The following is a 23,983-nucleotide window of genomic DNA, read 5'->3' on the forward strand; positions in this document are numbered from 1 at the left end:
TTATTGGTCATAAGCGCCAGTAAATCACTCTAAATATGAAGGTCTTTCATCAATTCACTGAATTGTTGAGAGGCCTTTTTTTCTAGTCCTCGTGTAAGATGTCCGTAAATTTCATCCGTTGTTGAAACAGAAGAGTGTCCTAATCTGTGTGAAATTACTTTCATGTTTACATTTGCTTCGATTAATAAAGAAGCGTGCGTATGCCTGAATGAATGGGGTGTAATATGCTTATTCAAATCGGACATTCGTTTCAATAGTCGTTGAAGCCGATTAGAAAATTGTTTGATTGTATACGGATACCCCTCGGAACAAGTAAAGATAAATCCTTGATTCTTATAGATTCGTTTATTTTTCTTGATAAATTGCTCTTGTTCCTGTTTTAAAGCTTTTAATAAATCCATAATGGACTGATCAATGAGGATTTCTCGTTTCGAGCTTCGGGTCTTAGGTGTTTGAATTTCAAATTTTCGTTTGTTGTTGCTAGGGTTGTAATAGGTTTTATTAATAGAAATCGAACTGTTTCCGAAGTCTAGGTCTTTCCATTGAAGTGAAATAGCTTCTCCAATCCGCATGCCTGAATAGGCAAGTAGACTAAAGAATCCGTAATCGTAAGCAAGACCATCTCGTTTGGTGATTTTTAAGAACTCCGCTAATTCCTCTTTTTCTAGAAATACAAGCCCCTTTTCATTATCTGCATATTCCAGATTCTTGGGGACCATGTATTTTTCTGTTGGATTCTTTTGGAGATATTCCATTTCAATCGCATAATCGAAAATCATTTTTCCGACAATATGAATTCCTTCTCTTGTGTTGTATTTATACTTAGGGACTAACGAATTCAAATACTGTCTGTACGTTTGCTTCGTAATTTTATTGATTGGAGTATTAGCCCAAATCGCCAATAAATGTTTAGCGGAACTGATTCGATTTCTTGTTGAGCTCCTTTTCCTAGTGAAAGGATACGTTTGAATCCATTCCTCATACAATGCTTGGAACTTCATGTTTTTCCCTTGAAAGTAATCCCCCCCCTTTATTTGCAATTCGACTTCCATGGCTGCTAGTTCAGCTTCTCCCTCAGTTTTAAACCCTCTCTTTTTAATTTGCCTAGGTTTATTCGTGATAGGGTCTTTTCCGTTGGAAACTACGTAATACCAAGATGCGCTGTCTTTGTTAATGTAAGCCATTCTCTCTCCTCCTAATGATAGCTGCCATCAGAAAATCTTTCATTTAAAGAAGAGATGAATTGAACTTAGTCTAGATCAAATAGCAATTTGACCATTTTTAATAATTTCTCTCGTTCGCTTTTTTCCAATACCTTACCTTGAACCATTACTACATTTTCAGTGTTCTCTAAAATTGAATCGATTTCATAGAAGGTTGCAGAAGGAGTTATCCAGCTTGTTTCGTCTTTATCGACATAGCTAGTGTGCAAAAGCAGGTCATTGTAATTCATATCTAACTGCTTGGCGACTTTCCTTAAGGTGCTAGGCTTCGGCTTTTCGATAAGATCATTTTCGAGCTTAGATAAATAGGATTTGGAAGAGTCAATGAGTGTTGCCAGTTGGTCTAGCGTCAAGTTCATATTCAATCTTCTTTGACGAATGACTGCTCCTAAAGATTTCATAATCTCTCCCCTTGGAATGAAATAAGTGTGTGTTTATCATGTTACATCATGTCTATTGGAATATCAAAGTTTATATAATGGAAACATGTAAAAAAATAATGAAGATATAGGAACTACAAAACTACTTGTAGTTGCTATACCTATAGGTTTTAATATCAATCAGTTGATATTTTTATATTAGTCGATTGATATTAAATTAAGTTTCGTTAATAGCAACTTTTGGATTGATTTATGGATTTTTGTATTGTAAGATATGGTCAATTAGGTCATTCAAGTTTAATAGTATTCTAGAGTATTTGCTGAATGACAAAAGGGGGTGGTCAACATGCAACTCATGGAGATTAACGAAGAGGCATTAAGTAATCTGGTTATTCGGTTGGCAGAAGAACATATTCAGTCGTTACGATTAGAAGAGAATATCTACTTTATGAATTCAAGACAATTGGAGGACTATCTAGGATTATCATGGCCGACAATTGCTAAAATTTTTTTAGGTGATCCCGAGTTTCCGATGCTAAAGAAAGGCAAGCACTATATGTTTCATAAAAAGGATTTAGATAAGTATTTGGATTGCTACTATGAGGAGTTAAAACACAATGGAGGAGATATTTTGAAATATCGGAGGAAGGGATGAGAAGATGGTTGAACATAAAAAAAGCCCCTTAACTCACGGCAATGAGTTAAAAGGGCGAGTAAAGCTTTATACACCTTTATTCTATAATAATCATACAGCATTCGCAATTGCTCCGATTCAAGGGGAGTATTCTGAATGACTATTTATGGAACGTTTCTTGAAGAGGTGAAAGGGTTTGGTATTCCAAGCCCTTTTTTTACTAAGGATAATAAGTTATATAGAGTAGATAAAAAAAACGATGAAGAACAATTTGTGAGTAGACAGATTCCGTATATTACGAAGTGTTTTGATGATATCGAAAGGAACAACGTACAGTATGAATTGAAATGGTTTAATGATGGAAAGGTTTATGATGAAGTTGTTCCTGCTATAGCATTAGCGACAAAGCGTGAAGTTATATCGCTAGCGAATAAAGGATTGAGTAGCAATGATCGAAATGCCCGTTATCTAATCGAGTACTTTGATTTGTTCCTAGAAAAAAACAGGTTAAATCCTTCACTCGTTGTAAGCCATCTTGGTTATGTAGGTGAGCATTTTATTCATCCGTCATTGGAATCAAAGTTTCGGATTGTTCCCCCAGACGAAGGGGAATTACAGCGTTTAAATGCTATTAGATGTAAAGGGACGGTGCAAGAATGGATATACAATGTCCTGACACCACTTTACGATAACACCAAGGCTTTATTTCCTGTAGTGTCATCTTTTGCGTCTATACTGTTCAAACAACATGATTTAACCCCGATTCTCGTGGATATTTCAGGTGTCTCTTCAAGTGGGAAGACAAGTGTCCAGAAAGCGTGTGCAAGCGTATGGGGGAAGCCGAGTGAATATATAAGTTCAATGTTAACGACAAAAATAGCGATTGAGCGCATGGCAACCTTTTTAAATGCCTATCCTTTAATCCTTGATGATACGAATACAGCGCACGATCCAAAGGCATTGCAACAAATGATTTATATGTTTGGAAACGGTACAGGGAAGATGAGAGGTAGTCTAGATGGAAGTAGGGGGACAAGCAGTTGGCAGTCGGTGTTCATTACAACAGGAGAAAACAATATTCTAGAGTATACGAATTCACAAGGAAGCGCAGCCCGTGTTATTCCGATGACTAATTTTAAATTCATGAATAAAAATGCGGATTACTTTGCTTTCTTAAATCAAAACGTGGAAAAGTATTATGGAAGTATTGGATTAGAATTTATACAGCGGTGGAAACAGCATAGACGGCATTTTGACGGTCGTTTTAAGGGGTTGGCTACACAATACCAATCATCTGCTACAAACAATAATGTAATGCGTAGAATCGCTCTACACTATGCTTTTATTGTCTTTATTGCAGAAGTATTAAATGATTTATTTGAAGACGAGGGTATGGCAATTCCAGTGGATGATTTTGCGGAACTGTTTTTGGTGATTTTTTCTGAAAACAGCCATGTAGATCGGGCTAAAAATGTTCTGATAGAAGTACTGGAAGAGTTAGATGCAAACCGAAATCACATATATGGTGAATTCGAGCCTTCAAACGGCATACATGCGATTGTGAATGCCAATGGACTTTTCTTGACGATTGACTATTTAAAAAGAAAATTACAGGTAGACGCAAGACAAATTAGAGAAGCGTGGAAAAATCAGCAATTTACAGTACTTCAAAAGAATAATGGTAAATCGGTTGACTATTTATCAATCACACATAAAGGACAATCTTTCCGTGTCGTGCAAGTAGATCAAAAGTTTTTAGAAGAACAGGGCTTTAATTTTTCTAGAAACAGATTTTAAAAAAAGTGTATATGAATCTGTATCCTTGTAATTATGTAATTGACCTTCGGTAAGGCTAATACGGCCAAGTGTTTAAGTGATTACAAAATTAATTACAAAGAAAGATGTTGCTGGAAAAAATGACAAATAAAAATGTAGGGGATTACAAGTGTAAAAACAACTTGTAATCCTCTTATTATTGGTGTGAAAAGGGTAGGAAAGAGAAATTACAAAATTACAAACTTTTCTTCATGTGTGTGTTTACGGAGATAAAAGAGTTTGTCACTTACTTGTGACAGAGTAGTTTAGTTGGTATTATTATAATAGGTAAATATATTTAGATAATTGTTGGTTATTTCTAAAAAAGTAATTACCTTTATTAGAAAAACGTTAGTTACAATTTTATCCAAAAGTAATATTATCCTTTGGATACTTTAGGAAGGTGCTCATAAGATGCAAACGGAATTAGTAGAAAATACTCTTTTGAAAGCCATTGAAGACTTTAGTGATTCTTTAGATACTGATGAAAAAAAAGATATTATTAGTAAAAAAGAAGAAATAGTACAAATGTTAATGAAGGGACGGTTTAAAGATTTAGGTGGCATTGTTGCTATGAGAGGATTTATATATCAATACTATGTCGCAATGTATTACATTTTAGAAATGTTGCATGAAAAAAAAGTTACCTGGTGGGACTGTGTTATTCTAGAGTATTTTGATGACGTAACTTTGCTAAGTAAAAATAAAATAAGGTTTATACAAGTGAAAACGGTTCGAGAACGTTCTAAAAATAAACATACACCAAGTAATTTTACTACAAGAGAGAAGTTATCTAAACCCAAAGAGGATAAAGAAAGATTTAATAGTTGGGTGGAGAAAATATTTTTGAACTATGATTTCTTTTTAGAGGATCGAATTGATGATGGATATGGAGCTAATATTAGTAAAGATGATTTTCAGACCCAGTTTGAAATAGTAACTAATTCACCTACTGTTACACTTGATGGTCTTGATGACTTTACAACAAATGTGAGTTTTAGTTTAAAACGTGATATTCAGCCAGATAATAAAATAAAGAAAAAAATTTTAGAACCAGTAGTCTTTAAAATAGAAGATGCAGGACATGAGAAAAGTAAACCAATAGTAAAAGAAATCCATTTTAAACATTTTTCGAAAAAAGAAATAGACTTTTATTTAAAGAGATTATATATTAATCAGTTTGGATCTTCAATTGAGCTTCAACAAGATATTATAGCAATGATCAAAGAGGTTCTAGATTTAAAAGGATATAGAGCACCCAGTATAGCTGAATACATATTTGAAAATCTTTTTTCAAATGTTATTAAAAGATGTATTAATGATAATGAACAAACTTTACGTAAAGATGATTTGGTAATAAAAAAAGACGATGCCGTTGAACTATTGAAGATGTGGAAAGCAGAAATAAGAGAGCGGTTATCTAAAGAGTCATTTGAAGATACAGCATATGGGTTATTTGAGAAAGCATGTGAAAATTTAAAAGAAGAAATTGTTAGTGATTACGCAAAAAAGAGTATACAAGAAGACTTAATAGAGACTTTGGGATGGCTAAGGGAAACTGTGAAAAATGAATTTGAGAAAAATCCGGATTATTGCATTACTTTCTTAAATAAACTTTTTAACACTAATGAAACACTTACGAAAAGAGACTTTGAAAGTTCTAAGAATAAATTATTTTTAACAGAATCACTAAGATATTTAGTTACATTTTTAAGTTTTTATTCAAAAAAACATTTAGCTCTTAGAGAATCTAAATTAATTTTCCATATAGGTGAATCGGATTTTATTAAGAAGGCTAACATATCTATATATCATGCACGAAATAATAAAACTTTAATTGAATCAAAAAATAGAGTTGTGACTATTTACAATGATAATATCGGTAAACTAATTGATGAAGATATTTGCTGTTTAGTTATAGGTAGTGAAAAGTCGTCAGAAATAGGTGATTCTTCACCTGTGGCTTCGAAATTATTAACGAATTACATTCCGGAAGAAGAACCTAGTATACTAACCGTTCCAGATAAAGTGTATTTTTTAAATATCAATGAATTTGAGAGCTTTCTTGGGGTACTAAAACAGTCGAATTTTAGAGCACACAATATTCAAGATGAAACAGTTTTATCTGTCTGGGATAGCGAATTGAAAAAAATGTTAGAAAAACAATGAGGTGGAGTAACCTTGAAATGGGAGAGCATGATTACAGTATTTAAACAACATGGATTTGAGAATCAGTCGATATCTTTATTAGAAGATCATAATATAAGATTGTGGAAAAACCCCTATCGAATTCTAGCGATAAAAGAGTATAGGACGGAAAGTAATTTTTTAAATTGGTTAGTAGAAGACCAGCCTATTCTTGGTGAACTTTACTCTAATCTAGAGAATCGTTACAAGAATAACTTATATTTTTTTATGATATTAAATTTTGATATATCAAGTACGAGTGTTCGTTTGGAAATTAATAAAGCAAAAAAAAATCAATATGTTTGTAAGAAACATATAATCGTAAAAGAAAGTGATATTGATAGAATACCTTTTTTGACTGATTTACCTGAGAACTCAGGTGATTATAATTTCCCCGCTAAATTTAAAGAAAAACTAATTCAAGAAAATAAAGATACTTTAGCAAGCGGGCAGGAGAAGAACTTATTCGTGGGATTTATGGGGAATTCCGACCTTATTACAGAATACTATTTTAACGAGTTTCATGAATCTAAAGATACTGAAGTGGTTGTAGAAAAGCTTTTAAAGGGAGGGGATGAACATGAGAATTAAAAAAATAATCTTGAAGGATTTTAGAATCTTTAAAGGTACACACACTTTTGATTTTTCTGGTAGCGATATTATTATTATTAATGGGCCAAATGGGCATGGGAAGAGTACTATATTTGATTCTATACATTGGTGTTTGACGGGTAAAATTCAAAGATATACCGGTACTAGTGAGTATAAACAGTTTAATTATTTAATCAATAATAGCGTGAATAAGGAGACTGGGGCTAAGGCGAGTGTTGAAATAGAGCTAGGAAATGATGAATCAACGACTTTGAAAGTTAAAAGGACTATTAATAAACAAAATGGGACGATGGAGTTAGTTGTAAACGGGGAAAATAAAAAAATTAAAGAAGGTCAACATTTAATTAATACATTTCTATATCCCCACCCCAATGAGGATATAGAAAATAATTCATTTGATTTGTCAACTTATATGTCATCCAATATGATTTTAGCCCAAGAAAGCTTAGATGATTTCGTAAGGGGGGATAAGCCAACAGAGAGATATATAAAATTAGAGAAAATTCTAGGGTTAAATAAATATGGAGTAGATTTCAAAAATTATCTTTCAAATTTAAAAAAGAATGTAGAGGATAAAAGAGAGATTTTAGATAAAAAGATAGTGGAAATTTCGTTCGAAAAACAATTGTTAGAAGCGGAGTATAATGAAAAAAGGAAACATATTGAAATAATCAATCCTTTAAGCGAGGACGCAATAATACTAGAAATTATAGATATAATTAAAAATGAAGCAATATCTATTGATGAAATTAATGACATTTCCGATTATGAAATTGATATATTAAAGAAAATAAGGATGCAAAATCAAGAAAAAAGGGAAGCTTTAAAAGATATAAATAAAGTACTAAGAAGAAATGAGATAGAGAATAATTCTAGGAGTGTTTTAGAGCTAGAACTTCTGGATATAAAAGAGAAATTGGAAAAGTTAAAGAAAAAAAGTGATAATCGATATAGTGGTCTTCAACAGGCTAGGGAAAGAGTAACCATTCTTTTAAATGAAAAAGAAGTATTAAAGCAGAAACAAAATTTTGAATTAGAAATAACCAAAATAGATATTGAACTTGAAAACTTAAATATATTAAAAAAGAATATAAGTGATAAAATATTTAATTTATACCCGAATGAGATGAATGTATTTCGAATATTTCCAGCTAAGTATTCGGAAATGAAGAATAAATTAGAAATAGTAAACTTGAAAATTAAAGCGAATGAAAAAGAAAAAGCGTTAGAGAATTATCATTTTGAAAAAAATGAATTGACCCAGAAGCTTGCAATACTTCATAAACGTATTGTAGATATTAAGAACAAAATTGATGAACTTGAAGAGTTGAAAAAGTCTTATATGAAGAGCAAAAAAGAGCAAACAGAGTCTTATGCTAGTAAAATTATAACTGAAGTACAACATATAATTAGTAAATCTGACTCTGATTATTGTGTGGTTTGTGGCACTAATTTTGAAAATGACGAAAAACTTAAAGAAGCTGTTGAACTGCAACTACATAAATCAATGGGGACACTCGATGAAATAGAAAGGAAAGTGAGAGAACTCGATTTTGAGAAAACCTCTCTATCTGAGGAATTGAAAGAGCTACAAGGTTTTATGGAAAATAGATCAATGGAAATAGTGAATATTAATAATCGAATTTCTGAAAATGAATCTGTTTTCATAAAGCTAACTTCTTTAATTGATAAAGATACGGACCTTTTAAATCCAATTGAATTAAGTGAGGAATACGAAAAATTAGAGCGTATGATTGAAGGAACAAAAATGTTAAATGAGTTAGCCGGTGAATACAATGAGTTTAATAAAAAAGAAGACTTATATTTAAATAAAAAAGAAACCTTAAGAACAAACCTTAATCATTTAGTGCAGAAAAATAAACTAACTGATTTTGAAATAATAGAACATGAACTATCCAATAAAAACCAATACATTGAAGCAGCAGAAAAAAACTTAACTAAATTGAAAAACTTACTTATTGAAAGTGAAGCTAAAATGCAGTTAAAAAAACAAAAATTAATATTTTTAATCGAGTGCGAAATAAAATATAAAAATATCATTAATCAAATAAACCTTGATTTACATGACGAAATAATAAGTTTATTAGTATCTCATGAAATTGAACACTCAGATAGAAAAGAAGATAAATTATCGAGAATCATTAACATAGCCTCATCGTATATATATTCAAATGAAATAGAAAGTTTGAAAGAGAAAATTACTAGTAAGAATACAGTTTACGCAGAATATGAGTCGAGAAGAAATCATCATTCTGCTGTATACAGACAAATAGAAAGACTTTTAGAAAATCATGCAGTAGTACAATCTAATTTAGTAAATGACTATATAGAAAAATTAACTAATGATATAAATAAATTTTATAGGCAGATCTCTCCACATGTATACTATGATTATATAGAGCTTTTGGTAAAGAATAATGAGTTATTTATAACATTAGCAGAAAATCTGGATGATGGAAAAGATACTGTGGACTTAAAGGAAAATGTAAGCGCTAGTTTAACATTTAGTTCTGCACAATCTACGGTTTTAGCAATGAGTATTTTTTTAGCTTTAAATTTGGCAAATAATGAGGGAGATTTGGATATATTAGCAATCGATGACCCATTTCAAAATCTGGATGATATTAATATATATTCTTTTATCGACGTTATGGAATTATTAGCCTCCGCTGAAGGGAAACAAATTTTTATAAGCACTCATGACCCTAATTTTGCAAAATTAGTATTTGCGAAATTAGGCGTTGAAAACTTAAGACTTTCACAGGTTTCATTTAAAAGCTATACTGATGATTATATTGAACTAGAGTCGAGTAGTTACTTAAATTAAAATAATTGTCTTTATTTAAGCTAGTGTTAAGTTAATGATTGAAAGTGATTCCGGAAAAATATAGGATTCATTTTGAGGGAATTAGTGTGATTTTAAGTTGAAAGAGCATAAGAGGAAACTGCTATCACATTGCGTGATAGACTAGGCAGAGCCGAGTGTTTGGATGATATCAAAAATTTAAAGTTTGTCACAATGCAGTGACAACATATGGTTATTCTGTCACACGCTTGTGACAGCTTTAAAAAAAGTGACCCCACTCAAATATCAGGCTTTGCCTGATTCCACACCGAAAGTGGGGGCACATTCCCCTTATGCTCTTTTCTATCTATATATCATGAATGTTAACCTGCGCTCGGATGATTCGAATGTCAGGTTTTATTTTTTCTAAAGCAGTTAGGACATCCAGAGTTATTACTTGTGCGGTTATCAATCATTGCTTTCCATTCATGTTTGCAACTAGGACAGAGCCACCAAACAACATCGTGGGAGTGTGGGAAGCATTCTTTTGGCTGCATATTATTTTTCGTGGGGTGCCATTCTTTAATCAATACGGGATGCTTAACAGCTAGGTTATTTTCAGGACTTACTTTTCGAGAGCCGCAGTAAGGGCAGTTGTTCCCGCCGTGACTTCGACTTGCTATTGTCGCTTTCCAAGAGTGATTCTTTTTGCATTTCCAATTTACTTTTTCGTGGCTAGCTGCTCTGAATTGAAAGGGAGTAAGTCCATTATTCTTTTTTGTATCCCATTCCCGCATGAGTCTGGGGAATAGTTCTCCTAAAGAGTTTTCTACTTCTATAATCTCCATCAATTGCAGAATTTCAGCATTGTCCTGATCCAGATTGATTGTCTGAATTAATCCGAACGTATCAAGGAAAATTTGTTCAATACAGTGTGCAAATGTTTCAGGCTTTTGATTTTGTAAATGATATTTAAGCACTTTTGAATTTGGGGATGAATAGTCAACGCAATCGGGTTCTCTAATTCTGATTAATGTAATGTTAGGTGTTTTTTCTAGTAACCAATTCTCTTTTCGAATGTCTCTTTTTGTATCTTGATGAAAAAGTCCACCGTCATATTCGATGGCTATTTGTTGCGAAGGAATGTAAAGATCAATGGACATGCGAGAACCCTTCAAAGGAAATTCGAGCGTAGTATCCTTGAACGCTTGTTTTAAATAATAAAATAACGTGTAGGCTTGTTTGGAAATACGCTTACCCTTTTGGCATACTGGACAGCCTGTATTTCCTAATGTTCTGTGCTTTGGCATAGTGATCCATTCATGCCCTCTTTTACATTTCCACTTCACTTTCTTATGACTGCTAGCGGTTATCGATTCTGGAGTTAGATGAGGATCATCGATACAGGTAATCCATTCTTCAGCAATCGTTGGAAAAAGTCCTGCTAATGAATTGGTGTCATCTACACGTAGTCCACGGCAATATGGACAACCTCCTCTGTTCTTCCTCGTCATAGCAATAACGGAAGTATCGAAGCTATGTCCTTTCTCGCATTTCCACCAATAGACCAACTTGGAGCCGTAAGAAACACGCTCTGGAGGTTCATTGTTCTTATCATAATCCCAGTATTTTAGAACCTCTGGTTTCCGAACAGCGATAGACCGATTTAAGATTCGACATTCCGAACATGATTTTCCATTGGCTTTATGAGCAAGCTTTGCATTATAACTATGTCCCTTTTCGCATTTCCACCAAACAACTTGTCTTCCTTTGGGGGGGACATCATAAGGTGATAGGTTTCCATTTTGATCATAATCCCATTCTTTCAGCATGTGGGGAAATACAGTTGCGAATGATTCTTTCATTTTATAATCCCTCCATGTAATAAAAGAGTCGTAAGCCAATGATAGCTTACAACTCTTTTTTTAGTTATTTTTGTTAGCTATGCTTTCGCTGTTTTTGATGGGTAATTCTGTCCTGAATAACGGATTCCGTAGCTGTTAAAAATGTTGGTTTGTAAATATCCGTAGTTGGGATATGTTCTAGATTTTCCATCTGCATGAAACCTTGCACTAACTCAATTATAACTTGTGTATTTCGATCAGTATTATTTGTTCCGAGCCGAATTCTATTTAACTCATTTGAGATGCTTTCGTTCACAACATTAGCAACCGAATGGGCGATGTAATGAAGATTCCAGTTGTTCTTTTTCAATTCCTTGTGTTCTTCTAGAATAGCATCTAAAGTTTCCCCGATGTTGCTGTAGTCATTGACAATTTGATAATCCTCTAAATAATCATAGTTTATATTTTTTACACGTGCTCGAAATTGGTGTTTTGTCTGCATCATTATCTATCCTTTCTTCGTCATTTGCTTCAAAAAACGGTTACTAGAAAAAGAGGGTATTAATTCTGTCTGGTAGAGCGATTTCTTAGTTGATGAACGCTTGTGTTATTTGGAATCGAATTTGAACTTGGTCTACGTTTTACAGAAGCAGTATTTATCTGTTTTTCACTCATACTTATTGTTTGATGGACAAGGTCATTCCTTGTGATCACATCCACATTTGTCTGTATAGTTGTTTGGTCAACTCTGTTAGTACGACTTGTTGGAACGGATGAACTAGAATCATTAGCTAGGTTAATGTTTTGAACCGAGTTATTCCCTTGGGATTGGTCTGTAACGTGAATCATTTCAACATCCGCTTGTACGCCTGATTGTTGAATAGTTTGCACCTTCTGAATAACATGAGCACCATTGGTACTGGGAGCACTGATAGGATTTAGTGCTTCATTTGCATGGCCTGTAACGCTTGGAGAAGGAGCTGCGTCAGAGTGTACATTGCTAAAGGTAATATTGCCTTGTGATTGCTCTAAAGCGGTTGTTAGGTCTGTATCTGTCTGTATATTCGATTGCTGAACGCCTTGCACCCTTTGAACACTGTTTGTACTACTTGTAGTTGGAGCATTCATACTGTTCGTTGGTATGCCTGTTTGACCATTTATATTAGCTAAAGGCGTTCCATTTGAACTTATACTGCTAACACTAACCGTAGAACTGCCTTGTACTTGATCTTCAATGCTTAAAGTAGCTGTATCCGTTTGCACGCCTTGTCCCGTATGAACGCTATGTGAACCCCTAGCAGTTGAAGTGTTTTGACCTTGTTGGGAGAGGGAGTAGCGTTCAGTATCATTCGGCGAAGGTGCTTTTGTTTGTGTACATATTTCGTCTTGCATGTCATCCAATTGTGAGGATACACTTGCTATTCCTCCCGTTCCAGATTCATTCGATTCATCAGTTTGCTTATTACTCGAATCACCTTTACTTTTACTATTTTGAATACCTGCAATGCCACCAGTACCGTCTTTATTTGTTTTATTAGTCTTTTCACCATCTTCTTTGCTGCCATTTGGAGAAGGAGCTTTTTCGCTATCTAATCTTGAAGGTCTGTGTTGTTGGGATTTGGTTTCAGCTGAGCCATCTTTCATCAAGCTGCTTAGTCCTTTACCAAGCCCCGAAGCCATTTTTCCACCTGCATATGCCCCTGCAAGAACGCCCCAACCGTTTTTTAGCCCTGCATCAATCCCGAATAGTTGTTCTACGATATTCGGTCCATCTACAACGGCGAGTGAAAATGCAATCAGTGCTATCAAGTAAGGGAAGGTAGAGAGTGTGCTTTCTAAATAGGCTGTTCCAATCATATATACTTTCATTGATAGAAAAATTAGGATGGTAGCAAAGAAGGTATTCAAGATGGCTTGAATGATTTTCTTTGTTTTTTGTCCATCATGAATATCAGCAGGTGCTATGATCAATGCTAAAATATAGTTGAATGTTAGTTCGAAAAACAACTTGGCAAGTTTTAACGCAATCGAGAAGAGTGTGAAAGCGATAATTCCCAGAGTGACGAAAATCGTAAACCAGTTAATCGAGTATCGGAAATAGTACTCGTTATTCCACTCTAGCCCCGACTGATCAAACTTTTCTGCGCGGTATTCACCAACATTGTTTAGAGATAGCATGTACTTTGAAATGTCTTGTCCTTCACTAGAAATGCCATCTGTATCTTTTCCGTACTTTTCACGGACATTGATATTCGCAATTCTGCTCGGTGGTGTACTGTTTGAAACGGTTAGTTCAGTCGTAGACCAGTTACTTTTATCAATTTCAGTTAGGTCATTTACGTTTCGTTGAATAATCGAACCACTTAAGGTTGATTCATCGTTAGGGTAGAGTGATTCGACCTTTATAGCGTCAATTGCTACGTCTGTAAATTCACTTGCCTTATCCATTCCAGTGTTTAGCGAAAGAATGATAATGCAGGCTATAAAAAGGTTTATGGCAATACCTTCACGGTTAAACTTCTTTTGAAATATTAGCAAATATCCTGTAAAGAGAAGGGAAAAGGCTAAAAAGATATACAGAATTGGTTTGATTGTATCAACGAAATTAATAATCTCTGGGTGATTGTAAAAGGATTTGATCAATAATATGTCATCGGTCAAGTTTTCGAGAGCGTCAACGACCCATGCCAGCCCTTGAACAAAAGTCCATGCAATCCATCTGAAAATATCGGTGAAGATTTTTGAAATACTTAGGTAGTCTTGGAAATCTTCAAGTTTACGGGTGATTTCTTCATTACTCATTTGAATCACCTGTAGGGTTCGACATGTTCTTCATAAAATAAGCCAATTCCTTTTGTTGCCGAATACCCTTATATACATCTAAATTAAATTCGCCATATACAGCTCCATCTTTGATGTAGTAGATGGCATTTACATGGGGCATATCCGTGCGAAATGGGTTTTTACTCAATCCATCTGTATTTTCATTTTCTCCGTCATTGCGAAATACGTTAAATAGTAAGGCTTCATCCTTTTTTTCTAGTAATGCTCTTTGGGCTTCATCTAAAAATGATGCATCTGTTTCGTTTGTGAGAATGATAAAGCCTTCCTTTTGGTCATTAATCAATTGCTGCACTTCATCTGTTGAAGCATTCTTTGCTCCATAATCATGATTACAGCCTGTTGTAAACAGTGCTATACTAGAGGCAAGAAAAGCCCATTTAATCAGTTTCATCGTTGAGTCCTCCTTAACGATTTGTGTTCCTTCTATTAAATTGTTCTGTTAATAACTGTGGTCACACACTTGGTCATTTTTTTGGTCAGGGGAGAGTTCGAAATCATTTAGCAGTATTTTCTGATTGCGCTTGAAAAGCTGATATTAATGCGTTTCTTTGTAAGTGTTTTCGAGGATTTATGTGGGGAGCTTATGGGCGGCATGATGTAAGTCATCATCTTCACATTCTATTGAAAGATAGGAGGCACTATCTAACCGCCTATCTAGTTAGACCTAGCATTAGCAAACCTATCAAGAAGACTTTTCAGCAACTTTTACGGTTGGTGAGAGGTCTTCTTATTTGTTTTATGTCTGTTTTCATTGTGTGCAAGCACATGTTATAATGAGAGGCTTAAGATTATTAAGGTCTTTATTCAGAACTGAACGGATACAATATGGAGGTGTAAAAGAATGCAAAAACGCTGGACAATCGATAAAATTAAAGAGTTTGTTGAGAAGAATTCGGAAAGTACGTTGTTAACGACAGAATATCACGGTTTCTCTCAAAAGTTACTATTTAAATGTGCATGTGGTAGCAACTTTGAAAAAACATTTACGAAGTTTAACAATAAAAATCAACGTAAATGTGAGGTATGCCAACCGCCAAAAGAGTCGCGATGACATACAGTGAACAAACGAAGTGCTGATTTCTTTTATAAAGAAATTGGTGCTATTTTTGTTTTATGAACGAATATGATTGGTTTGTGCACTAAATATTAGCAAATAGGAATAACCACTTCTCGAAAAATTGAGGAAGTGGTTATTTTTCTTTAACCTGTATTTAGGCATCTTCATCTCACGAGAGTACTATTTGCTATGTGTTATGATAAAAATGGTTATTCAACAGGCATGCTATTAAATAAGTGTATAAATGATCTGAAGTAAGCTATTCATTTAACTATCAATATTCTTAAAATGGTACCTGAAGTCCTGAAATACGATGTTTTTCAAAAAAGATATCTAATATATTCAAAAACCGATTGTATTATTATGCAACAAGGTATATAATTATAACAACAATTTAGAAATGACTGGGGAGAATACGATGAAGAAAAAAAATATCATTATTATTGGTGCTGCAGGAAGAGACTTTCATAACTTTAATACATACTACCGAAATGACGAAGCGTCTAACGTAGTGGCGTTTACGGCTACGCAAATTCCTGATATTGACGGGCGTAAATATCCGAGTGAATTAGCAGGGGAACTTTATCCAGAAGGTATTCCGATTTATTCACAAGACCAATTGCCAGCGCTGATTCAAGAGCTGGACGTGGATGAGTGCGTCTTTGCATATAGTGACATTGCGTATGAAGATGTGATGAGTTTAGGGGCGATTGTGAATTCAGCGGGTGCGAACTTCACATTACTAGGTCCGAAAAGCACAATGATTAAAAGTAATAAACCGGTTATTTCGGTTTGTGCTGTACGAACTGGAACGGGGAAAAGCCAAACGTCACGAAAAATTATTGAAACGTTATTGGAGCATGATTTAAAAGTCATTGCGGTTAGACATCCGATGCCTTATGGCGATTTAAATGCGCAACGTGTGCAACGTTTTGCGACAGTAGAGGATTTAAAGAAACACAATTGTACGATTGAAGAAATGGAAGAGTATGAGCCACATGTAGCACGTGGAAACATTATTTATGCAGGCGTGGATTATGCAGCTATTTTAGAGGCGGCTGAGAACGATCCAGCTGGTTGTGATGTGATTCTATGGGATGGAGGAAATAATGACTTCTCATTCTACGAGCCAGATTTAGCGGTTACGGTTTTGGACCCACATCGCCCAGGTCATGAGTTGAAATATTATCCTGGTGAAGTCTGCTTACGAACAACGGATGTTGCGATCATTAACAAAATTGATAGCGCACCAGCTGAAGCGATTCAAACGGTAGAAAATAATATTAAATTCGCAAGCCCGAACAGCACGATTATTAAAGCTAAATCCAAAATTACAGTCGATCAGCCAGAGAGCATTATTGGCAAGCGTGTATTAGTTGTCGAAGATGGTCCAACGTTGACACACGGAGAAATGAAAATCGGTGCTGGAAGCGTTGCGGCTGAACGTCTAGGTGCGAAAGAAATCATTGATGCGCGCCCGTATGCAGTAGGAACAATCAAAGAAACGTATGATAAATACCAACACATCGGTAATATCCTGCCGGCTATGGGATATGGTGAACAGCAATTGAAAGATCTTGAAGAAACGATTAATAATGCCGATTGTGATGCGGTAATCATTGGAACACCAATGGATTTAACACGTATCATTTCCATCAATAAACCATGCACGCGTGTCCACTATGATTTAGATGAAGTCGGCGATCAGAATCTAAGCGTTGTGCTAAAAGATTTCATCCAACAACATAAACTTACGAAATAACATGTTTACTGATTAGCAAAAAATAACTAAATTATGTACTAGGCACTTTGCATACAATTGCTTTCGGATCGCTTTGAATCGAATAATTTCTATACGATTATCGAGATGTTTCTATGTGTAGGGATGTGACAAAGTCACATCCCTACACATTTTTTCGATAATCGTATGGTGGTTGTTCATCCAGCGCTCTCCAAAATCCTAAGTATATAAAGTGCAAACACTTTTTGGAAAGAAAGAATTGCTGACTCTTTACGTAGAGTGGCGGCCAAAGATACAATTTTGGCCGTTGAGGCCTTTGTTATGTACTTTTCTTTTCAAGCAACCGTATTTTTCACCTAGCTATTGGAAGGATGCGACAGGTAATGATTCGCAAAAGCATTATGAAAATGAGTATGTCTAGAAATGGCGCAGTCATTTCTAGACATACTAGCCCTTCAAACAGGAGGAATCGGACTTGATTCCTCCCCTAAAGCTGTCGAGAGTCATGTACCGAATGCGGACCGGAAATCGTTCAGTGAAAATGAAGATGTAAAGCATTTTTCATCAATAATGTTTGATGCAAGCAAAGTTAGTCAAAGGGCGTGACGAACTAAACAAGTACGAATAAATACTGCCACAATTCCAATTAGAATTGTGACAGTATTTGTCGTTCTTCTATAATGATACCGAGTGAATGAATTGCTCTCTGTCCAAAATCGTTAGCTGACTAGACGAATTTTCTCCATGCCAGCAAATTGACACAGGGTGTTCTTGGTCAATGTACACTAATTGTGTATGAATATCCTTTCGCTTGTCATTCGCTGCAATCGTATCTAATGTTTGTGGTGTCGCATTCGGAAATAGTCCTGTTTTAAAGAGGGCTTCCTTCATCGTCCAGTATGTATAAAATAACTGGATTTGATCCGACTTAGCTCTCTGATGAATGACTTGTAACTCTGCTTCTGCCAGGGCATACACCATGACATCTTCATGTAACTCTGCAATCTTTTCAACATCTACACCGACATGGCCTTGATTGGTCAACGCCACGACAATCCACTCGCCAGCATGTGAAAGATTAAAATCACCATTCCAATAATTATTGTCGGCAAGGGAGGGGCGCCCTAGCTCATTGCGGGTAATGTGTATATGTTGCATACCCGTAAATTTTTGAAGCGCCCATCTTACTAGTATATTTCCAAGCAATGCTCGCTGCCGATCTTGCCACTGCTTGTGCTTTAAAACCCTCATTTGCTCTTCAGTAGAAAGATGTACGGCCAATGCATCCCATTGTGTTTTCGATAAAGGAGGCCCCATCTTCAGCGCAAATACATGTACGCCATTAAAGGTCATCTGACTTCGACAAGCTTTGGCGTTGGGAAGTACCCCGTATCGATTCCATAGTTAATCATCGTTTGGATAAATGCACGATTCGGTTCGGCACATGAGACAGTGGTATCCGTTAAAAATGCCTGTGTTTTGTCGCTATTAAAGGTAAATGGTGAATCGCCTGCCCCATCACCATCAAGCTGGGCAATTGCCAACGCTAAGTATTCTTGCATTTCTTCAGAATGATCCCCGTTTAAAAGCCAGTTCTCGTACGCATTTGCTGTTACAACATCCAACTCGTAACCCAATTCCTTCAAGTTTTCAATGAAATCGAGATAGGTCAACGGCACAGGGTTGCATAAGTGGAAAATATGTCCGTTCGATTTTGGCTGACGTGCGAGTGCGACAAGTGCTTGGCTTGCATAGTTAATCGGTGTAAAGTCGACATGCCAATTTGCTTCTGGCGTTTTCCCTAAACAAAGCATTGATTTAATCATGCGATAGAAAGCATTGTCATCCATATTGCGTTGAAACTTACCTGTTTTGGAATGACAAGTCAAATTACCAACACGATAAATCGATACAGGAATTCGCTCATCCACCGCCTTTCTAACCATGTTTTCCGCCTCTAATTTACTTTGGTTATATACGTTGTCGAGTGTCACTTCGTAATCCAATTCGCAATGCGTTTGATCATCCAGCCATTGACTCGCTGCCAGCTCTTCGGGAATCCCAATTGTGGAAACATGGTGGAAATGCACACCCGCTTTGCGCTTTGCAAGTTCAAGCAAGTATCTCGTACCTTCAATATTGACATCATTAAAGTGGGAAGCGGCTCCAAAATGCCTGACATCCGCACCACAATGAATAATGGCATCGATTTTTTCCACAAGTGTTTGCTCGTCTTCCACAGATAGGTTGAGTGCTGGTTTCCCCAAATCCCCTTGAATAACGGTTACACGCTCATCCATCATTGCAATACCGACTTTGCCGAAATAAAATTGCATACTATCCTTCAATTTTTCAGCCAGTGTGGCATGTGCACTTGGTCTAATGAGGCAGTAGATATGGGCATCTGTTTCGATCAACAGTTCATAGAGAACATGACTGCCTAAATAGCCGGTTGAGCCAGTTAATAGTACGGCATTCATAGGTAAAGGTTGTGCGGTTTGATTTACGATAAGGGCATTTGGTTCCATCAAATCCTTCAGCATAAATTCAGCTGTTCGCTCTGGTATCTTGGTTTCTTCAGGTTGGTAGTTCGCAATATAGTGGTCTAATTCAGCAATGGTTTGATGTTGGAAAAAGTCTTGGATTGTTAAAAATGGCACATGCTTTTTCACTTGGACAAGAATCTCCAATACTTTTAACGAGTGCCCGCCAATATGAAAGAAGTTATCTTGAATGCCAACGCGTTCAATCCCCAGGACACGCTCCCAAGCCTGTGCTAATAGCTGCTGCATCTCATTTTCAGGCGCATCATAGTGACTTGTTAACGTGATGGCGATATCCATCTCCGCTAACTGTTTGCGATCGATTTTCCCAGTGGGAGACAAGGGCATTTCCGGCATTTCGATTAAGCGCTCAGGCACCATATAATCGGGGAGATTCTGTGCAATAAACTCCCTAATTTGTGCCTGTTCGATTTGAACGCCACCAGCTGTAGTGTAATAAGCAAATAAGCTATTATTGCCGTCTGTCATTTTCTTTGCGAGCACCACGGCTTCTTGGATGCCTGAGAGATTGCCTAGTACGGTTTCAATTTCTCCAAGCTCAATCCGGAACCCCCTCACTTTGATTTGCGAATCTTTCCGACCGACAAATTCAATGACACCGCTTGGCAATAAACGAACTAAATCACCTGTGCGATACATCAATTTTCCAGGTTCATGTGAAAATAAATGCGGGACAAAAGCTTTGGCGGTTTGTTCAGGCTGATGCAAGTAACCAGCCGCTAGTCCAACACCTGCGATACATAATTCACCGGGTACATTGACAGGGCAAAGTTGCCCCTCAGTATTAATAATATACATTTCATAATTGGCAACCGGTTTGCCAATTGGAATGCTGGATGAGCTATCTACAACGATATCTTTCACCTTGTGGTAGGAAGACAAAACGGTACATTCTGTCGGTCCGTAGACATTGACAATTTCTGTAGCTGTGCCAAATTTCTCTTGCCATTTTTGGATAACGGCAGCCATAAGTGCTTCGCCACCGACAGATAGATATTTCAATGTTGCAAAGGACTCTCCTTGATCGGCAGGCAGGTGAGTAGCAAGTTGCGTAAAGAATGCATTCGGTACTGTAGCTGCAGTTACGCCTTCACGTCTGATCATATCGGCAAATGCTTCAATGGATACACGTTCGTTACTTGTTAGCATATGCAGTCTAGCGCCAGAGAACAAAGCAGTGAATGTTTCAGTTACAGATGGGTCAAAACTATAGGAGATAAATTGTGAATAGACATCATGCTCAGTCGAGTGATAGATTCTTTGATTGTCTGTAATTAAGTTGATCACAGAATGATGCTGGAGCATCGTTCCTTTTGGCTTACCTGTTGAACCGGACGTGTAAATAATGTAAGCAAGGTCGTTAGGAGCAAGCTTGACGTTGAGATTCTCCTTCGAAAGTGTTGTATCCATATCTTCTACTGGTAACACTGTACGCGAGTGGGCATCGTCATGGAGTAAATCAGTGAGCAACGATGTATGTTCCTCTTTGGTTAAGATGAATGGAGCGCCAGTATCATTTAATAAGTAATGGCAACGCTCTTTCGGATAGCTGGGATCAATCGGAACATAGACGCCACCTGCTTTTAGAACGCCTAATAGACTACTGACTGTTTCCTTGCTGCGTTCCATAACGATTGCGACATAGTCACCTGTTTGCAAGCCACTTGCCAGTAACAGATGTGCAATTTGGTTGGATTGTTCATTGAGTTGACGATAAGTCATTTCGCCACCCTCAAAGGATAAGGCAGTTCTTTCGGCAAAAAGTGTAGCCGATTGATAAAAAACGTCTGGTATTGTTGTGTTTTTGTCATAAAAGGCTGCTGTTTGATTCAAGACTTGGTATAAGCTCTTTTCTTCGTCTGTTAATAGTTGCATGCGATCTGCATGCATTGTTTGTTTTAAATTCAATTCGTGCAACTCCCGTTCTCTAAAAAATAGGCATCCAACGGAAATGTTATTTCCATCGGATACCTTTATGATCAGTGTTTCACTACAAATGTATTGACAACCTCTAATAATTCGCTGGATAGATCTGTTAACACTTGTGCTTCGTCTGATACTTGCTGCACAATATGTAGCTGTGAGGCGGAAGATTCGGCTACTGTTCTTGTATTATCTCGAGAGCTGATTGAGAACTCTTCCATTTTTTGAACGGATGCTGTGACTTCTTCCGTGCCAGCTGCCATTTCCTCAATTGTTGCAGATAGCTCCTGAATCTGTCCTGATACTTGGTGAATCGACGTTAAAATGTGACCGAATGATTTTTCGGAGTCGTTGATCATGAGTAAGCCGTGATCGACTTCTTCTACTGCATGAACCATCACTTTCACGGATTCATTTGTATCACGTTGAATATGCGAGATGAGCGTAGAAATTTCTCGAGCTGAAGCCTCTGATTGTTCAGCTAGCTTACGCACCTCATCTGCGACGACAGCAAATCCATTTCCAGCATCTCCTGCACGTGCAGCTTCAATGGCAGCATTTAATGCGAGAAGATTTGTTTGAGAAGCAATGCCTGTAATAATGCCGACAATTTCTTCGATTTTACCTGAATGTGCACCCAACATTTTGACGGAATCCGCTGATTGGTGAACGGCTTTGCTGATTGCTTCCATTTGTGCCACCGATTTGTTTGTAGAATCATTCCCTTTTTCAGCTTCCTCAGATGCAGTAATCGAGGACTCGGTAATCTGATTCGATGTCATCGCAATTCGTTGAATCCCAATACTCATTTCTTCAATCGTTACGGCACTATCCTGAGCTTTTTGAGCTTGTAAATCTGCGCCACCGGCAACTTCCTGCATAGCCGCTGCTACGCTATTGTAAGAATCGGTTGCACCTTGCATATTTGTGGATAACACCTGTGCCGAATTGGAAACGCGTGAGGAAACATTCGTCGCACTTGTAATGACCGTTCTCAACGTGTCGATCATGACATTAAAGTTCGTTGTTAGCACGCCGATTTCATCGTTCGATTTAACAGGTAATACTTCCAGTTCCAAATTACCGTCTGCAACTTTTTTAGATAGCTGAGAAAGTTGTTGGATTGGTGTGAGTTTCCTCTTCAATAGCGTATAAACAGCAATCGAAGAACCAATTAAGAAAAGAACCGTAACGAAGAGAAACGACAATGTTTCCGACATCGCTTTGCTAGTGACCATCGATACATCATAGTCAATGGCATAAGCAGCTAAGATGGAGCCGTCTTCGTCAATAATCGGTGTTAGTCCTGTTTTATAGCTTCCGAATTCATCACTATAGATATCGGTTGCTGTTGCTTGTTTCGTTTCAAAAACTTCTTTGATGCGGGCAAGAAAATCTGGGGAGAGGCCCATTGCGATCATATCTTGGTTATATTCTGCACCTAAATCTAAAACGCTGGAAGACAGCACTGGGGCATTAATATTTTCTCCATCCATTGTAATCAGAAATAAGTTCGTGATGATGTCTGACTCGTCATTGATAGCATCCATTTCCTTTGTCAATTGAAGAGCATCCTGATTATTAGCGCTTGGTTGTTTCAATACAGAGTTTACTGTGTCTAGATTGATAGTCCGTGATAAAATCATCCCTTTATCATAGAGTGACTGATCCATGTCTTGTAAATTACTGTCCTTCACGATGTAATAGGAAAGACCCATAGTGACCAAACCAAATAATAACAAAATACTTACCATAACAACTGTCAATCTCATACTGATTGACATATTCTGACCCTTACTTTTCTTCATTCAAATCCTCCTGAAATTAAATACGAGACATAATTCAAATGAACAATGGGCAGCCGTTGTTACAACGCCTATTTGAACTTTTTAAGCGGCTGGCATGATGTACGCGTCTATGATAGACTTTCTGCTTATGTCAGTATTTATTAATAAACTAGACTTTATAAGGATAGAAATAATCCATACATTTCCTATATTCATCTACTATACTTCCAAAAAATACGATTCACAACCAAAAACAAGAACTCTTCCAAATCGGAATTTTCAATACTTTGTAACTAATGTTGATTATTTTATGAAACTTTTAACCTGTTTAATAAACCTTTCTAATTTATAGGTAGTAGTAATCAACTTTATTGTTTAATTAATCTAAGATACCTATCTGTATGAACACGCAGAAAACTCAATCATAAAAGGCGAATAACTAGTCTACAGAGAGGTTGCTTGTACTTTTCGGCAGTATTTTACAATGAATGTCATAGTTTTAGTTGTTTTCCAAAGTTTTTCCCAAATATTGAAACAAAACGAGTCGGTTATTCGTTATACTTAAT

General features: G+C 36.4%; 17 protein-coding genes. 8 read left to right on the top strand and 9 right to left on the bottom strand.

The window, feature by feature from the left end:
* Window positions 1-29 precede the first annotated feature (29 nt).
* Entirely contained in the window at window positions 30-1,184 is a 1,155-nt protein-coding gene (locus tag MKY34_RS05950) for a site-specific integrase (protein WP_342514287.1), read from the bottom strand.
* A gap of 65 nt (window positions 1,185-1,249) precedes the next feature.
* Window positions 1,250-1,624: a helix-turn-helix transcriptional regulator gene (locus tag MKY34_RS05955; RefSeq protein WP_342514288.1), complete on the bottom strand. Its 375-nt coding sequence runs from the start codon at window positions 1,622-1,624 to the stop codon at window positions 1,250-1,252.
* A 325-nt stretch (window positions 1,625-1,949) separates the two neighbouring features.
* Between MKY34_RS05955 and MKY34_RS05960 the strand changes: the two genes are divergently transcribed.
* From MKY34_RS05960 to MKY34_RS05985, 6 genes are all read left to right on the top strand, one after another.
* Window positions 1,950-2,258 (top strand): hypothetical protein, encoded by a 309-nt coding sequence (locus MKY34_RS05960; protein ID WP_342514289.1) that lies wholly within the window; start codon window positions 1,950-1,952, stop codon window positions 2,256-2,258.
* Window positions 2,259-2,262: 4 nt separating this feature from the next.
* Complete coding sequence (locus tag MKY34_RS05965; protein WP_342514290.1) at window positions 2,263-2,397, top strand: hypothetical protein; 135 nt, start codon at window positions 2,263-2,265, stop codon at window positions 2,395-2,397.
* Window positions 2,394-4,034 (top strand): DUF927 domain-containing protein, encoded by a 1,641-nt coding sequence (locus tag MKY34_RS05970; protein ID WP_342514291.1) that lies wholly within the window; start codon window positions 2,394-2,396, stop codon window positions 4,032-4,034. The genes MKY34_RS05965 and MKY34_RS05970 overlap by 4 nt, the downstream gene beginning before the upstream one ends.
* A 432-nt stretch (window positions 4,035-4,466) precedes the next feature.
* The gene (locus tag MKY34_RS05975) at window positions 4,467-6,221 is read left to right on the top strand and encodes a dsDNA nuclease domain-containing protein (protein WP_342514292.1); all 1,755 of its coding nucleotides are present in this window, start codon (window positions 4,467-4,469) and stop codon (window positions 6,219-6,221) included.
* A 12-nt stretch (window positions 6,222-6,233) separates the two neighbouring features.
* Entirely contained in the window at window positions 6,234-6,830 is a 597-nt protein-coding gene (locus MKY34_RS05980; RefSeq protein ID WP_342514293.1) for an ABC-three component system middle component 1, read from the top strand.
* Window positions 6,820-9,699 carry an SMC family ATPase gene (locus MKY34_RS05985; RefSeq protein ID WP_342514294.1) on the top strand — a complete coding sequence of 960 codons (2,880 nt, stop codon included), beginning with the start codon at window positions 6,820-6,822 and terminating at the stop codon, window positions 9,697-9,699. Before MKY34_RS05980 ends, MKY34_RS05985 begins: the two co-directional genes overlap by 11 nt.
* 368 nt (window positions 9,700-10,067) lie before the next feature.
* Here MKY34_RS05985 and MKY34_RS05990 read toward each other — a convergent pair whose 3' ends face one another.
* The 4 genes from MKY34_RS05990 to MKY34_RS06005 form a co-directional block, all read right to left on the bottom strand.
* Complete coding sequence (locus MKY34_RS05990; protein WP_342514295.1) at window positions 10,068-11,522, bottom strand: zinc-ribbon domain-containing protein; 1,455 nt, start codon at window positions 11,520-11,522, stop codon at window positions 10,068-10,070.
* A 73-nt stretch (window positions 11,523-11,595) separates the two neighbouring features.
* Window positions 11,596-12,003: a hypothetical protein gene (locus MKY34_RS05995; protein ID WP_342514296.1), complete on the bottom strand. Its 408-nt coding sequence runs from the start codon at window positions 12,001-12,003 to the stop codon at window positions 11,596-11,598.
* Window positions 12,004-12,062: 59 nt separating this feature from the next.
* Window positions 12,063-14,303: a pLS20_p028 family conjugation system transmembrane protein gene (locus MKY34_RS06000; RefSeq protein WP_342514297.1), complete on the bottom strand. Its 2,241-nt coding sequence runs from the start codon at window positions 14,301-14,303 to the stop codon at window positions 12,063-12,065.
* Window positions 14,296-14,736, bottom strand: a complete 441-nt coding sequence (locus MKY34_RS06005) for a hypothetical protein (protein WP_342514298.1) — start codon at window positions 14,734-14,736, stop codon at window positions 14,296-14,298. Before MKY34_RS06005 ends, MKY34_RS06000 begins: the two co-directional genes overlap by 8 nt.
* Before the next feature lie 450 nt (window positions 14,737-15,186).
* On the opposite strand from MKY34_RS06005, the gene MKY34_RS06010 reads away from it, so the two are divergent.
* Window positions 15,187-15,396 (top strand): hypothetical protein, encoded by a 210-nt coding sequence (locus MKY34_RS06010; RefSeq protein WP_342514299.1) that lies wholly within the window; start codon window positions 15,187-15,189, stop codon window positions 15,394-15,396.
* Between the two features lie 424 nt (window positions 15,397-15,820).
* Window positions 15,821-17,164: a cyclic 2,3-diphosphoglycerate synthase gene (locus MKY34_RS06015; protein ID WP_342514300.1), complete on the top strand. Its 1,344-nt coding sequence runs from the start codon at window positions 15,821-15,823 to the stop codon at window positions 17,162-17,164.
* A 654-nt stretch (window positions 17,165-17,818) separates the two neighbouring features.
* On the opposite strand, the gene MKY34_RS06020 is transcribed toward MKY34_RS06015, so the two are convergent.
* From MKY34_RS06020 to MKY34_RS06030, 3 genes are all read right to left on the bottom strand, one after another.
* The gene (locus tag MKY34_RS06020; protein ID WP_342514301.1) at window positions 17,819-18,496 is read right to left on the bottom strand and encodes a 4'-phosphopantetheinyl transferase superfamily protein; all 678 of its coding nucleotides are present in this window, start codon (window positions 18,494-18,496) and stop codon (window positions 17,819-17,821) included.
* Complete coding sequence (locus MKY34_RS06025) at window positions 18,493-21,615, bottom strand: amino acid adenylation domain-containing protein (protein WP_342514302.1); 3,123 nt, start codon at window positions 21,613-21,615, stop codon at window positions 18,493-18,495. Before MKY34_RS06025 ends, MKY34_RS06020 begins: the two co-directional genes overlap by 4 nt.
* A gap of 71 nt (window positions 21,616-21,686) precedes the next feature.
* Window positions 21,687-23,438, bottom strand: a complete 1,752-nt coding sequence (locus tag MKY34_RS06030) for a HAMP domain-containing methyl-accepting chemotaxis protein (RefSeq protein WP_342514303.1) — start codon at window positions 23,436-23,438, stop codon at window positions 21,687-21,689.
* Window positions 23,439-23,983 lie beyond the last annotated feature (545 nt).

The organism is Sporosarcina sp. FSL K6-1522, assembly GCF_038622445.1.
GTDB lineage: Bacteria > Bacillota > Bacilli > Bacillales_A > Planococcaceae > Sporosarcina.

Coding starts and splice junctions, on each gene's coding strand:
- MKY34_RS05950 (WP_342514287.1), bottom strand. CDS start 1,184: ATGGCTTACATTAACAAAGACAGCGCATCTTGGTATTACGTAGTTTCC.
- MKY34_RS05955 (WP_342514288.1), bottom strand. CDS start 1,624: ATGAAATCTTTAGGAGCAGTCATTCGTCAAAGAAGATTGAATATGAAC.
- MKY34_RS05960 (WP_342514289.1), top strand. CDS start 1,950: ATGCAACTCATGGAGATTAACGAAGAGGCATTAAGTAATCTGGTTATT.
- MKY34_RS05965 (WP_342514290.1), top strand. CDS start 2,263: ATGGTTGAACATAAAAAAAGCCCCTTAACTCACGGCAATGAGTTAAAA.
- MKY34_RS05970 (WP_342514291.1), top strand. CDS start 2,394: ATGACTATTTATGGAACGTTTCTTGAAGAGGTGAAAGGGTTTGGTATT.
- MKY34_RS05975 (WP_342514292.1), top strand. CDS start 4,467: ATGCAAACGGAATTAGTAGAAAATACTCTTTTGAAAGCCATTGAAGAC.
- MKY34_RS05985 (WP_342514294.1), top strand. CDS start 6,820: ATGAGAATTAAAAAAATAATCTTGAAGGATTTTAGAATCTTTAAAGGT.
- MKY34_RS05990 (WP_342514295.1), bottom strand. CDS start 11,522: ATGAAAGAATCATTCGCAACTGTATTTCCCCACATGCTGAAAGAATGG.
- MKY34_RS05995 (WP_342514296.1), bottom strand. CDS start 12,003: ATGCAGACAAAACACCAATTTCGAGCACGTGTAAAAAATATAAACTAT.
- MKY34_RS06000 (WP_342514297.1), bottom strand. CDS start 14,303: ATGAGTAATGAAGAAATCACCCGTAAACTTGAAGATTTCCAAGACTAC.
- MKY34_RS06005 (WP_342514298.1), bottom strand. CDS start 14,736: ATGAAACTGATTAAATGGGCTTTTCTTGCCTCTAGTATAGCACTGTTT.
- MKY34_RS06010 (WP_342514299.1), top strand. CDS start 15,187: ATGCAAAAACGCTGGACAATCGATAAAATTAAAGAGTTTGTTGAGAAG.
- MKY34_RS06015 (WP_342514300.1), top strand. CDS start 15,821: ATGAAGAAAAAAAATATCATTATTATTGGTGCTGCAGGAAGAGACTTT.
- MKY34_RS06020 (WP_342514301.1), bottom strand. CDS start 18,496: ATGACCTTTAATGGCGTACATGTATTTGCGCTGAAGATGGGGCCTCCT.
- MKY34_RS06030 (WP_342514303.1), bottom strand. CDS start 23,438: ATGAAGAAAAGTAAGGGTCAGAATATGTCAATCAGTATGAGATTGACA.